This window comes from Barnesiella sp. ET7 (assembly GCF_024733785.1).
Taxonomy (GTDB): domain Bacteria; phylum Bacteroidota; class Bacteroidia; order Bacteroidales; family Barnesiellaceae; genus Barnesiella; species Barnesiella merdigallinarum.
Genome location: NZ_JANRHM010000002.1, coordinates 55,007 through 68,889 on the forward strand (window position 1 = coordinate 55,007; position 13,883 = coordinate 68,889).

Here is a 13,883-nt window from a genome sequence, read left to right on the forward strand (position 1 = left end):
ATCTTTTTGAGATTAAACATCTATTTCTTATCGCAATCGCAAGCTGTTGAGGATAACCGACACCGAACTGAAGGCCATCGCCGCACTCGCCCACATGGGGGTGAGCAATATTCCTATGGGATAGAGCACCCCGGCAGCTACCGGGATACACACCACGTTGTAGCCGAAGGCCCAGAAGAGGTTCTCGCGAATGATGCGCACCGTCTTGCGCGACAGAGTCACAGCCCGCGGCAACAGCAACAGGTCGGAGTTCATCAAGGTCACCATGGCCACATCCATGGCCACATCGGTACCCTTGCCCATAGCCACGCTCACATCGGCACGAGCCAGAGCCTGCGAGTCGTTGATACCGTCGCCCACCATGGCCACGCACTTGCCGGCCTTTTGCAACTCGGCCACGAAACGCTCCTTGTCGTCGGGCAGCACGCCCCACCGATAGTGCTCGATACCAGCCGCCCGGGCCACCTCGGCCGCGGTCGACTCCTTGTCGCCGGTGAGCATGTAGACCTCGATACCGCACCGTTTCAACTGCTCCACCGCCTCGCGCGAAGTCGCTTTCAAGGCATCTTTCACCTCAAAGGCAGCCAGCAACTCCCGGTCGTTCCCGAAGTAGATGGTATACCCTTCGGGCAACTCCACCCCCTTCAGCCGCTCTTCGGCCAGGGCCTGGTTGCCTGCCCAGAAGGGGATACCCTCGCAGGTGCAGACCACACCGCGCCCCGTAAGGCTTTCGAAGTCGGCTACCTGCTCGGCCGGCTTGTATCCTCGCTGTCGCAGGTTCTCGGCCAGCGACAGGGCCAACGGGTGCTCCGACTTCATTTCGGCGGCCAGCAATACCGGGGCGTAGCGGTCGAAATCGGGGTAGAGCTTCTCGCCCACCACCTGGGGAGCCCCCTCGGTGAGGGTCCCCGTCTTGTCGAGCACCACGGCATTTACCCGGCACATGTTTTCGAGGGCAAAGGCATCTTTAATAAGGATATGTTGTTGCGCCCCCTTGCCTATCCCCACCGTCAAAGCGGTGGGAGTAGCCAGGCCGAGGGCACACGGACAGGCAATCACCAGTACCGAGACGGCACTCAACAGGGCATAGGGGAACATGCCCCAACCGGCCACGGCAATCCAGACGACAAAGGTCACTATCGAGATGCCGATAACCACCGGCACGAAGATAGCCGCCACCTTGTCGACAATGCCCTGCACGGGAGCCTTGCTGCCCTGCGCCTCACGCACCATGCGCACCATGCGCGACAGCACCGTATCGGCACCCGAGGCCTGCACATCCAGCACGAAAGCCCCCCGCTGGTTGAGGGTACCGGCCAGCACCCGGTCGCCGGGCTGCTTGGCCACCGCCTCCGACTCGCCGCTGATCATGCTCTCGTCGACATACGACGACCCCTCGAGCAGCACGCCATCGACGGGAATCTTCTCGCCGGGGCGCACACTCACCCGATTGCCGGGGCGCAGCATGCCGATGGGCACATCGCGCTCCTCGCCGTTCTCGTCGACCAGCCGGGCCGTCTTGGGCTGCAGCCCCATGAGCGACCGAATCGAGGCCGAAGTGCTCTGCTTGGCCCGAGCCTCGAGCAACTTGCCCGTGAGCACAAAGGCGATAATCATCGCCACCGCCTCGTAGTAGACGTGAGGCACCAGCCCCAGCGACACCCAGAATTGGGGATAAATCGTACTGAACAGGCTGAAGAGAAACGATACCGAGGTACTGAGCATGACCAACGTGTCCATGTTGGCCCGCCCCTGTCGGGCAGCCTTCCAGCCCGAGATGTAGAACGACCTGCCCAGATAGAGGACCGGCAGGGTGAGGAGCATCAATATCCACACCCATATCGTCGACGGTTCGTGAAACAGCATCGACAGCACCATGACCGGCACACCGAAGAGCCAGGCCCCCAACGTGCGGCGTTTCATATCGACATAGTGCCGGTGCTCGGCATCGGCGGCATCGGCCTCGGCATTATCCGAAATGACCAGGTCGTAACCCGCCGCCTGCACGGCAGCCTGCATCTCTTTCAACGAAATTTTCTTGGGATCGTAAACCACCTGCAAGGTGTTGGCCGCGAAATTGACCGTAGCCTCGGCCACCCCCGGCATCTCTCTCACGGTCTTCTCGACCGTAGCGGCGCACACGGCGCAACTCATTTCCAAAACGGGTATTACTTGCTTTTCCATATTCTTACTCCTACAGACCGGCTCTTCACCTCGCGGCTCTCAAGCCCACAGCCCCCGGCCGCCACCGCGACTCAAGCCTCGCCACCCTCGTCAAGCGGCGGCTGCATGGTGCACTTGCCGTTCAGCACCGCCCCCGGCTCTATGGCCAGGCGCCGGGCCTGCACATCGCCCTCGAGCGACGAAGTGGCCTTCAAGACCAGCATCTCGGCCACCATCACATTGCCTGTGACACGGCCCACGACCTCGGCATTCACGGCCACGATGTCGCCGATTACCTGACCGGTTTCGCCGATTACCACTTTACCCTGACACTCCAGCCGCCCTTCGAGCGTGCCGTCTATGCGAATGTCCTTCTGCGAAACAATCTTGCCTACGACCGTAGTCTCTGCCGTAAGCGCATTGTGCGCCATTCCCGAGAAAGTATTATCCTTTGCCATATCTATGTCTCGTTTTTATGTTCACACGGGCTACGCAAACCGATTGAGTTACGCTTGCCGAGGTTAGAGTCTGTCTTTATATCTCGTGCAAAAATAGAAAGAATCTCCCGAAATATATCCTCCGGGTTTGATAATCATTCTAAAAATGAGGTAATAATATTTGCGTCGGCCCGACACGAAGGATCCCCTCCGAAGTCGCGGTACCAAGCGAGACCGAAGGATTTCCACCGACAGGCGAAACAGCTCTGCGCTATTCTTTATACCTTTGCACCACTTGATTGCCCGCGTATGTCACACCAGCACCTGAACCTTACCCAAGGAGGCATTACCGGCACCCTGCTCCGGTTTACCCTCCCCATGATGGCGGGAGCCCTGTTGCAGCAGTGCTACAACATAGCCGACACCCTCATCGTGGGGCAGTTTGTCGGCCCCGAGGCTCTGGCGGCCGTCGGGTCGGCCTACACGCTCATGGTCTTCCTCTGCTCCATCCTGCTGGGGTTGTCGCTGGGCAGCAGTACCGTATTCTCGCAGCAATACGGGCGAGGCAGCCTGTCGGCCCTGCGGCACAGCACCTGGGTGTCGTTTGTTCTGATACTCGCCATCACGGTGGTGCTCAATGTGGCTGCCTTCCTGGCCCTCGACCCCATCTTGCGGTTTCTGCAGGTACCGGCCGAGGTCTACCCCCTCATGCGCGACTACCTGTGGATTATCTTCTGGGGAATCCTCTTTACCTTTATCTACAACTTCTACGCCGCCCTGCTGAGGGCTGTGGGCGACTCGGTCACCCCGCTGTGGTTCCTCTCGCTCTCGGTGGTGCTCAACATCGGGCTCGACCTCTTCTTTATCCTCTCCCTCGACTGGGGCATCGAGGGGGCGGCTGCGGCTACCGTCATCGCCCAGGGAGCGGCCGCTCTGGGAATCGTCATCTACACCTACCGCAAACGGCCCGAGCTGAAGATACGGCGCAACGAAATCTACCTCGACCGGGCCACCCTGAAAGAGATTACCGAGTTTTCCACCCTCACCTGCGTGCAGCAGTCGGTGATGAATCTGGGCATCCTGATGGTGCAGGGGCTGGTCAACAGTTTCGGCACCGTGGTGATGGCCGCCTTTGCCGCCGCCGTGAAGATAGATGCCTTTGCCTACATGCCTGTGCAGGAGTTCGGCAACGCCTTCTCGACCTTCGTGGCCCAAAACTTCGGAGCCCGCAAACGGCAGCGCATCCGCCGGGGCATCCGGCAGGCCCTGCTCATCACCTGCCTCTTCTCCCTGGCCGTATCGTTGCTCATCTTCCTCTTTGCCGAGCCCCTCATGCTCATCTTCGTCAAGCCCGACGAGGTGGAAATCCTGCGCATCGGGGCCCAATACCTGCGCATCGAGGGGGCCTTCTACGCCCTCATCGGCATCCTCTTCCTGCTCTACGGCTACTATCGGTCGGTACGGATGCCGGGCATGTCGGTCATCCTCACCGTGCTTTCGCTGGGCACCCGGGTAGCCCTCTCCTACATCCTGGCCTCCCTGCCCGCGGTGGGTGTCACGGGCATCTGGTGGTCGATACCCATCGGGTGGTTCATCGCCGACCTCGTGGGCATCGTCTACTACAAACTGTCGTCGGCCCGCGTCGGGCGCCTCATGGGGTAAAGCGGAACAGCCTGATACGGCAAGAGCCGACGAGGCTCGGCCCCATCGGCTCCAACAGTCTGTTCTTTAAATAATATTCACTACCTTTGCGGTAGATAATCCTCTCACATGAAAACAGCGATACACATTGGCTCCATGCGCTTCTACGCCTTCCACGGCGTACTGCCGCAAGAACGAAAGGCGGGCAACTACTTCCGCGTAGAGGCTACGCTCTATACCGACTTCTCCCGGGCTCTGACCTCGGACGAACTGACCGACACGGTCAACTATGCCGAAATCTGCCGCGTGATTGCCGACGAGATGGCTCGTCCCTCACGACTGCTCGAACATGTAGCCGGCCGTATCATCGCAGCCATCACACGCCAGTTTCCCACCGTGACGGGAGGCAAACTGATTGTGACGAAGGAGAAGCCCCCCATCCCCGGCGACATCCGCGACGTATCGGTCGTGGTCGAGTGGTAGAGCCGCTACGGTCTTGCGCTGCTCTTATTTTACGGGTATCTTGTCGATACGGCGTTGATGACGACCGCCTTCGAAGTCGGTATTCAGGAAGATGTCGACCAGACGACGACCCAGTTCGGCCGAGATAAAACGACCCGGCATCACCAGCACGTTGGCATCGTTGTGCTGACGGGCCAGAGAGGCAATCTCCTCGGTCCAGCACAAAGCAGCACGAATGCCCTGATGTTTGTTCAACGTCATGTTTATGCCGTTGCCGCTGCCGCAGATGGCAATGCCGGGATAGCACTCGCCCTGCTCCACCGCCAAGGCCAGGGGGTGGGCAAAGTCGGGATAGTCGCAACTGTCGGTCGAATAAGTCCCGAAATCCTTATAGGCGATACCCTTTGCATCCAATTCCTGCATGACTACTTGTTTCAGTTCGTATCCGGCGTGGTCGCAGGCCAATCCCACCGGCTTTCCCGATTTCAATATGCTCATATTTTTTTGATTTTGTTTCGTCCAGCAAAAGTAGTACAATTCGAGAGTTGCAACAAATAATTCGTATTTCTGTTGAAGCATCTTAATTGTACGAGTATTGTCACAAAAATACAAAAAATATCGGCACCCCCGGCCTGTCGCTTCACAGGAATGAAAAGACTTTTTTTATAAATAGTGTCAACAACAGAACCTTCTGAACCGTAATTTGTTATTCTCAAGAAAAGCCTCTCCTGCGGGCTAATTGCATTGCCGAATCGGTAATCTTTTCAAAAAGAAAATTTATACAAAACTTAACAGGTTGAACCAAAAGCGATTAGGCTGTTTATCGCAGATAATATACATTTGCAGCCCAACTCGTGAGAGAAAACGAACTAAACCAGAATATGAAACTATTTGTACGATATGTGTTACTTGCCCTCGGCGGCCTTGCTTGGAGCTGCCAATCGCCCATCATGGCCCAGAATATGGCCGAGAGCGACAGTATTGCCGTAATAGCTTCGACCGACAGTCTGCTGGCACAACCGGCTCCCCAGAAACTGAATCTGTTTCAGAAGGTCTTGAAATACTTCAACGAATCCAACGAACCGCGCCCCGACAAAAAATTCGACTTCGGCATTATCGGCGGCCCGCACTACTCCTCGACGACCAAGCTGGGACTGGGTATCGTAGCTTCGGGCACCTATCGCATGCGACACGACTCGCTCACACAACTCTCCAACGTATCGATCTACGGCGACGCCACCACCACGGGCTTCCTGCTCATCGGGGTCAAGGGCAACAACATATTCCCCGAAAACAAATACCGCATCGACTACGACTTCTACCTCTATACCTTCCCCAGCGACTTCTGGGGAATCGGTTACGACAACGGCAACAACAACGACAACAAGAGCAGCTACAACCGGCTCGAAACCATCGTGCGCATCGACTGGCTGGCCCGCCTCTGTAACAACCTGTACGGCGGTATCACCACCGGATTCAACTGGGTGAAAGGTTCCGACTTTACCAAACCGGCTCTGCTCAACGACGAACCCCGCGAAGTCATCAGCACCAGTGCGGGATTGGCCCTCACCTACGACAGCCGCGACTTTATTCCCAACGCGGCCCGCGGGGTCTACTTCAACGTGCGGCAACGCTTCTTCCCCCGAATCTTCGGCAACAAGCATCCCTTCACCCGCACCGCCTTCATCTTCGACTACTACCAACGGGCGTGGGAGGGAGCCATCATCGCCTTCGACCTGCACGGCGAATTCAACTACGGCGATGTGCCCTGGAACATGCTCGCCTCGCTGGGCGGCTCGACCCGCATGCGGGGATACTACGAAGGGCGCTACCGCGACAAGTGCCTCATCGAGACCCAGCTGGAACTGAGGCAGCACATCTGGCACCGCAACGGCATAGCCGTGTGGGTGGGCGCCGGCAACGTGTTCCCCTCGTTCTCGCGCTTCGACTGGGGGCACACCCTGCCCAACTACGGGATAGGCTACCGCTGGGAGTTCAAGAACCGGGTCAACCTGCGACTCGACTACGGATTTGGCAAGAAAGGACAATCGGGATTTTTATTCAACATCAATGAAGCATTTTAATCGACTATTCACACAACGGCGCATCTTCTGGATATTCCTGGCCGTGATGCTGGTGCCCAACCTGTTTCTCTGTTTCACCGAGCATCTGCCGTTCCTGTTCAAGGTGGTCTACATACTTATACCGGGGGCTCTCTACCTGCTGTTGCTGAACCTCTCGCGCAAACCGGGCATTACCTTCTGGGCGCTGTTCCCGCTCCACTTCATCGGGGCATTCCAACTGGTATTGCTTTATCTTTTCGGCAACTCCATCATCGCCTCCGACATGTTCCTCAACATGTTTACCACCAATAGCGGCGAGGCCTTCGAACTGCTCGACAAGCTGGCCCCGGCTGTCGTGGGGGTATTCATCCTCTATCTGCCGGCTCTGGCTCTGGCCGTCTACTCCATACGCCGGTCCGACTCGCTCACGCCCCTTTTCCAAAAACGGGCCTTCATGCTGGCCATGCTCCTGCTGGGAGCAGGACTGCTCATCTATACCCCGGCACACCGACAAGCTCCACACCGGGCCCGACTCGACAATCTCTACCCCATCAACGCCTTCAACAATGCCCGATTTGCCGTGAGCAGCTGGAAGGCGGCCAAGAACTACCACCGTACCTCCCGAGACTTCGACTACCGGGCCTCGTCGTCGCGCGACCCGCAAATGCCCGAGGTCTATATATTCGTCATCGGCGAAACGGCCCGTGCCGGCAACTGGGGGCTCTATGGCTACGAGCGCAACACGACCCCACGGCTCAGTGCCCGACACGACGTCATCCACTTCGACGACGTGCTGACCCAAATCAACGCTACCCACAAGAGCGTACCTCTCATGCTCAGTCCGGCCGACGCTCTCGACTTCAACCAGATTTATCGGCAGAAGAGTCTCATCACGGCCTTCAAGCAGGCCGGATTCCGCACGGCGTTCATCTCGAATCAGTTGCGAAACGGCTCGTTTACCGATTTCTTTGCCGACGAAGCCGACTGCACCCTCTACCTGCTGGCTCCCAAAAACAAGACTCACCTCTACGACAATGTCCTGTTGCCCGTGGTCGACTCGCTGCTCCAAAGCGGCCCCACCAAGCAACTCATCGTGCTGCATACCTACGGCTCTCACTTCAACTATTGCGAACGCTATACGGCCGAGAACCGCAGCTTTACGCCCGACTACATCAACGAAATCAACCGGAAAGACAGGCAGGCCATGATCAATGCCTACGACAACTCGATTGTGGCAACCGACTGGTTACTCGACCAGCTGATCGAACGGCTCGACCGCACGGGGAAGACCTCGGCCCTGCTCTACCTATCGGACCATGGCGAAGATTTGCTCGACGACGACCGCGACCGCTTTCTGCATGCCTCGCCCATCCCCACCTACTATCAGTTGCACATTCCGTTTGTCTTGTGGTTCTCGCCCCAATATGTCAGCCAGTTCCCACTCGACACCCAACAGGCTCGCGAGCAGCACAAAACGCCCTTCGACTCACGGGTCGTATTCCACACCTTGCTGTCTATCGGCGGCATCGAGACCGACTATCGCATCGACAGTCTCTCGCTCGTGAGTCCCTCGTTCCACCTGGACAAACGATACTATCTGGGCGAGCGCAACATACCTGTACCCGTGAAGTATCTCCCCTTCGACGACGAAGATCGACAGGCTTTCGAACGCCACGGCATCGCTCCTCGATAAGGGTTTTCACCCTGTGCCATACCATAGCCCCGACTCTCACCTTTCACTATATTTCCAGAATATAGGAGGCGGCTCGGCACAGGCAAACTGAAAAACTTCGTTTTTGTTTGCCTCTGCTCTCACCTTTCACTATATTTGTATGGATAAAATGCGGGCGAGGCTCACGGGCTGCCTGCATGAGTTGTGATAAACACCCAAACCAGAGAGTTATATGGACCACACTGCGTCTTCGAGATCAGAGAATATTGTTCTCATTCCTACCTACAACGAGAAGGAGAACATCGCTGCCATCATCCATGCCGTATTCGAACTGCCCCGCCAGTTCCATATCCTCGTAATCGACGACAATTCGCCCGACGGGACCGCCGAAATCGTGCGGTCGCTGCAAAAGCAATTCCCCGGAGCCCTGCACCTGATGGAGCGTGCCGGCAAACAGGGATTGGGCACAGCCTACATTGCGGGATTCAAATGGGCTATCGCCCGCAAATACGAATATATCTTCGAGATGGATGCCGACTTTTCGCACAACCCGCAAGACTTGATGAAACTGTTGGCGGCCTGCAAGACGGGCGGCGCCGATATGGCCATCGGCTCGCGGTACGTGACGGGGGTAAATGTCGTGAACTGGCCGATGGGCCGGGTCATGATGTCTTACTTCGCCTCGAAATATGTGCGCTTCATCACCGGCATGAAGATACACGACACCACCGCCGGTTTTGTCTGCTACCGTCGCCGGGTACTCGAGACCATCGGCCTCGACTCGATTCGGTTCAAAGGCTATGCCTTCCAGATCGAGATGAAGTTCACCACCTACAAATGTGGATTCTCCATCAAAGAGGTGCCTATCATATTTATCAACCGGGTACTGGGCGAAAGCAAAATGAACAGCAGCATCTTCGGCGAGGCTGTGTTCGGTGTCATCAAACTGAAAATAGACAGTTGGTTCCGCAAATACCCCAAGCGGTAACCCCACCGGGATAAGGAACCGCCTTAAACATCTATCGGCCATGGGCAAAACAATTATCAAAAACGGAACAATAGTAAACGATGGCGAGCAATTCGTGGGCTCGATTGTCATCGACGGTGAATGTATCGAATCGATTATCCGGGGCGAACTGCCCGAAGCGGAGGCCTGTACCGCCCAACGCATAGTCGATGCCACGGGGAAATGGGTTTTGCCCGGAGCTATCGACGACCAGGTACACTTCAGGGAACCGGGTCTCACCCACAAGGCCGAAATCGCTACCGAGTCGGTGGCTGCCGTGGCCGGTGGCGTCACCTCGTTTATGGACATGCCCAACACCCTGCCCCAGACTACGACCCTCGAGGCCCTCGAATGGAAATACGAACGGGCCGCCCAGGTATCGCCGGCCAACTACTCGTTCTACATCGGAGCTACCAACGACAACTTCGAGGTGCTCCGGCAGACCGATTTCACGCAGGTTTGCGGAGTCAAGATCTTCATGGGCTCATCGACCGGCAACATGCTCGTCGACAACGAGCAGACCCTGCGCCGCATCTTTGCCGAGATACCGGCCCTCATCGCCGTACACTGCGAAGAGGAGAGCATCATCCAGGCCAATAAAAAATATTATACCGAGCGGTTCGGCAACGACCTGCCCATCTTCTTCCACCCGCTCATACGCAGTGCCGAAGCCTGCTATGCCTCGTCGTCGCGTGCCGCCGAACTGGCTTCGCAATACGGCACCCGGCTGCACCTGCTGCACCTCTCGACCGCCCGCGAAATGTCGCTGCTCGACACGGCACCACTGGCACAAAAGCGCATCACCGGCGAAGTGTGTGTGCACCACTTGTGGTTCGACGACAACGACTACGCCCAATATGGCAACCGCATCAAATGGAACCCGGCCGTCAAAACCTGCGGCGACCGCAAAGCCCTGCTCGAAGCCCTGCGCAGCGGCAAGCTCGACGTGGTAGCGACCGACCACGCTCCGCACCTGTGGAGCGAGAAGCAGGGGTCGTGCCTCAAAGCGGCCTCGGGAGGCCCCCTCGTACAGCATTCGCTGCAAGTGATGCTCGAGTTGGCACAACGGGGCGAGTTCCCCCTCGAACTGGTGGTAGAGAAGATGTGCCATGCTCCGGCCCTGCTCTACCGCATCGACCGGAGAGGCTATCTGCGCCCCGGCTACTATGCCGACGTCGTGGTGGTCGACCCGCACAAACCCTATACCGTCACACGCGACAACATCTTGTCGAAGTGCGGATGGTCGCCCTTCGAAGGCCACACCTTCCCGGCTACCATCGAACGTACCTTTGTCAACGGAAACGAGGTATTTGCCGAGGGCAAACCCACAGGTACAGGCCGGGGCAAACGGCTCACGTTCCACCACACCGAAGCCGACCGTGCGGCCCGTTGAAACAGCGCCGAAACGCCCCTTAATTTTTCATAAATTCCGGCCGGTATACTTGCGTTAGCGGTCGGATGAAACTTTTTTGTTAAGAAGTTTTTATACTTTTATCCCCTGAAATCATACTATTACTTTACACCGATGAAACACATTAAGCTTATTTTCTCGACCGTGCTACTGCTGCTTTTCGCCTTGGGCGGAAAGGCTCAAACGCAACAAGACTCACTGACTATTGCTCATGCCCAATGGCAAACCGACACTTTGGCTCACGGAGCCGTATGTCTGAGTGCCCATCTGCAACTGTTCGACTCGCCTCAACAGATTGCCATCATCAAATACGATGCCCGCAAATACAAAACCCAGATCGTACAGGCGCCACACATCGCCATGACCAGCGACCTGGCTCGCAAGAGCGGTGCAGAAGTGGCCGTAAACGGGGGGTACTTCAATGTCAAGACGGGGCTCCCCTCGACTTTCGTCCAACTCGAGGGCAAGGTCTATGGCGAAACGACGCAGGCCGATGCCTTCCGCACCACCGGTGCCATCACGACCGACCACAACCGAATCGAGATTCACCCCTTCGACTCCATCTCGGCCAAGAAACTGAAAAAGAGATACAAAAACATACTCACCGCCGGGCCGTTGCTGTTGAAAGACGGCGTACGGCAAATGGCTCCGACCTTCGAGACCAACAACACCCAGGGTGCCAAGGGTGGCAACTCCTTCAGCTCCGACGTGCCGCAGGGCTTCTACAAACGTCACCCGCGGGCCTTTATCGGCATCACGAAAGATCATCAGGTGATGATGGTGGTTGTCGACGGCCGGTTCAAGGGGAAAGCCGCCGGCATGTCTATCGACGAACTCTCGTACCTGGCCCAGCAACTGGGCATGACCGACGCCCTTAACCTCGATGGAGGCGGCTCGGCCACGCTGTGGAACAACCACACGGGCATCATCAACCACCCCTACGACAACAAGAAGTTCGACCACGAAGGCGAGCGCGAGGTAGTCAATGCCATCGTCGCCCTGCCCCAATAAGCGACTGCCATGAGACTCCGTTTCAACCCCATTGTCCCGATTGTTCTCCTCGCCGGTCTGCCGCTGCTGTTCCACAACTGCACCGAAAAAGAGGATATGCCCGAGATTGCCGCACCCGCGACCGACACAATCGAGAGTGGCATAGAGATTAAAGACTTTGCCATCGAGGCCGAGATACACACCTGGCCCGACAGTACGGTAGTCATGCAAGGCGAGGGCTTCCTGCAGTCGGACAGCCTTACCCTGGCTGCCCCGGCGGCAGACTCCCTGCGGTTCACGCTGCCGCTTGTCGACGTTACCGCCAACCGGGCGGGAATCATCATGCCCCGGAATATCGTATCGTCGACCTACAGCCTATGGCTCAAACGCGAGGCAGACTCCTGCCTGCTGGGCGAGACCAGACTGATCGTCGACAAGAAGGTCGATTTCAATATCCCCGACATCGCAGGCATGACCCTCAAGGGGGTAGTATATTGCGGCGACAAACCGTTGCCCGACGTAGCCGTATCGGACGGCCGACAAGTGACCCTCACCGACGAAAACGGGCGGTACTACATCGCATCGGACAAAGAGAGCGGCTTTGTATTCATCTCCGTACCGGGCAACTACGAAGTCGACATTAAGGCCAACAACCGGCCCCAATTCTTCTACCGGCTGAAAAGCGACGACTCTGTAGAGCAACACGACTTCAAGCTCACGGCAACCGACAATACCAACCATGTGCTCCTGGCTCTGGCCGACATGCACCTGGCCAACCGCAACAACGACCTCTCCCAATTCTCCGGGAAATTCCTCCCCGACCTGAAAGCCTCGATCGAAAAGTACCGGGGCGAGGGAAAGAAGGTATATGGCCTCACGTTGGGCGACATGACCTGGGACCTCTATTGGTACGACAACCACTACGACCTCTCCAACTACCTGTCGACCATCCAGTCGGTAGATATTCCCCTCTTCAACAGTACGGGCAATCACGACAACGACCCCTATTGCGCCGATGACTGGCTGGCCGAACAGGCCTTCAAGGACATCATCGGCCCTACCTACTACTCGTTCAATCTGGGAAATGTCCATTACATCGTACTCGACAACATCCAGTATATCAACACCGGAGCCAGCGAGGGTACCGTGGGCAAACGCAACTACAACAAAAAACTGACCGAAAACCAGCTCATCTGGCTCAAAAACGACCTGGCCACGATTACCGACAAGAGCCGGCCGGTATTCGTCGCCATGCACGCCCAACTCTACGCCAATCCCACCTCGCTGCCGCAAGTCAGCAGCATATCGATGAGCGGCGGGACCACCCTCGTAAACTATCTCAAGGAGTTTACCAACGCCCACGTCATTACCGGCCATACCCATATCAACTACACCATCACCCCCAGCGACCGCCTCATCGAGCACAACATAGCCGCCATATGCGCCACCTGGTGGTGGACCGGGAAGAACGGATATGCCGGCAACCACATCTGCAAGGACGGATCGCCCGGCGGCTACAAGATTTTCACCGTCGACGGCAACCTGGTGAAATGGCGATACAAGGGCATCGGCGAAGAGGAGTCGAAACAGTTCCGCAGCTACGACCTCAACCAGTGCCATATCACGGCGGCCAAGTTCGCGCCCAACTCGACCGAAGCCAAAATGGAGGATTACAGCGACGTATATGCCCAATCCAACAGCAACAACGAGATACTCGTCAACGTGTGGGATTACGACCCGCAGTGGAGTGTCGAAATGTATGAAGACGGAAAACCGCTGGAAGTCACCCGGGTCGTGACGAAAGACCCGCTGCACATCATATCCTACGAAGCCAAACGGCTGAACGTGGGCTCTACCCCTACGGCCGACTTTGTGACCTGCACCACGGCCCACATGTTCAAGGCAACCGCCTCGAGTGCCACCTCGACCGTCGAAATCAGAGTGACCGACCGATTCGGCAACGTCTATACCGAGTCGATGGCCCGCCCCAAAACCCTCGAATGTTCCATACAATAACCTGTCATAAACAACCGTTACC

Annotated in this window: 11 protein-coding genes; 8 read left to right on the forward strand and 3 right to left on the reverse strand. The window is 57.1% G+C overall.

The window, feature by feature from the left end; translation table 11 throughout:
• Positions 1-27 precede the first annotated feature (27 nt).
• A complete protein-coding gene (locus tag NW211_RS01640) occupies positions 28-2,184 on the reverse strand; it encodes a cation-translocating P-type ATPase (protein ID WP_258326703.1) in 2,157 nt (718 codons plus the stop codon).
• Between the two features lie 71 nt (positions 2,185-2,255).
• Complete coding sequence (locus NW211_RS01645; RefSeq protein WP_087409279.1) at positions 2,256-2,621, reverse strand: polymer-forming cytoskeletal protein; 366 nt, start codon at positions 2,619-2,621, stop codon at positions 2,256-2,258.
• Positions 2,622-2,909: 288 nt separating this feature from the next.
• On the opposite strand from NW211_RS01645, the gene NW211_RS01650 reads away from it, so the two are divergent.
• Together NW211_RS01650 and folB are read left to right on the forward strand one after the other, a co-directional pair.
• Positions 2,910-4,262, forward strand: coding sequence for an MATE family efflux transporter (locus NW211_RS01650; RefSeq protein ID WP_258326704.1), 1,353 nt, complete (start codon positions 2,910-2,912; stop codon positions 4,260-4,262).
• Between the two features lie 108 nt (positions 4,263-4,370).
• Entirely contained in the window at positions 4,371-4,724 is a 354-nt protein-coding gene (gene folB / locus NW211_RS01655) for a dihydroneopterin aldolase (RefSeq protein WP_258326705.1), read from the forward strand.
• A gap of 24 nt (positions 4,725-4,748) precedes the next feature.
• On the opposite strand, the gene rpiB is transcribed toward folB, so the two are convergent.
• Positions 4,749-5,201 carry a ribose 5-phosphate isomerase B gene (gene rpiB, locus NW211_RS01660; protein ID WP_087409276.1) on the reverse strand — a complete coding sequence of 151 codons (453 nt, stop codon included), beginning with the start codon at positions 5,199-5,201 and terminating at the stop codon, positions 4,749-4,751.
• Positions 5,202-5,584: 383 nt separating this feature from the next.
• Here rpiB and NW211_RS01665 point away from each other — a divergent pair, with 383 nt between their 5' ends.
• The 6 genes from NW211_RS01665 (at position 5,585) to NW211_RS01690 (ending at position 13,861) form a co-directional block, all read left to right on the forward strand.
• On the forward strand, positions 5,585-6,787 hold the full coding sequence (locus NW211_RS01665) for an outer membrane protein assembly factor (protein ID WP_258326706.1): 1,203 nt from the start codon (positions 5,585-5,587) through the stop codon (positions 6,785-6,787).
• On the forward strand, positions 6,774-8,459 hold the full coding sequence (locus NW211_RS01670) for a phosphoethanolamine transferase (RefSeq protein ID WP_258326708.1): 1,686 nt from the start codon (positions 6,774-6,776) through the stop codon (positions 8,457-8,459). The genes NW211_RS01665 and NW211_RS01670 overlap by 14 nt, the downstream gene beginning before the upstream one ends.
• A gap of 211 nt (positions 8,460-8,670) precedes the next feature.
• On the forward strand, positions 8,671-9,426 hold the full coding sequence (locus tag NW211_RS01675) for a polyprenol monophosphomannose synthase (protein WP_258326709.1): 756 nt from the start codon (positions 8,671-8,673) through the stop codon (positions 9,424-9,426).
• A 40-nt stretch (positions 9,427-9,466) separates the two neighbouring features.
• A complete protein-coding gene (locus NW211_RS01680; RefSeq protein ID WP_258326710.1) occupies positions 9,467-10,837 on the forward strand; it encodes a dihydroorotase in 1,371 nt (456 codons plus the stop codon).
• Between the two features lie 132 nt (positions 10,838-10,969).
• The gene (locus tag NW211_RS01685; RefSeq protein ID WP_258326711.1) at positions 10,970-11,866 is read left to right on the forward strand and encodes a phosphodiester glycosidase family protein; all 897 of its coding nucleotides are present in this window, start codon (positions 10,970-10,972) and stop codon (positions 11,864-11,866) included.
• A gap of 9 nt (positions 11,867-11,875) precedes the next feature.
• Positions 11,876-13,861, forward strand: a complete 1,986-nt coding sequence (locus NW211_RS01690) for a calcineurin-like phosphoesterase family protein (protein WP_258326713.1) — start codon at positions 11,876-11,878, stop codon at positions 13,859-13,861.
• Positions 13,862-13,883 lie beyond the last annotated feature (22 nt).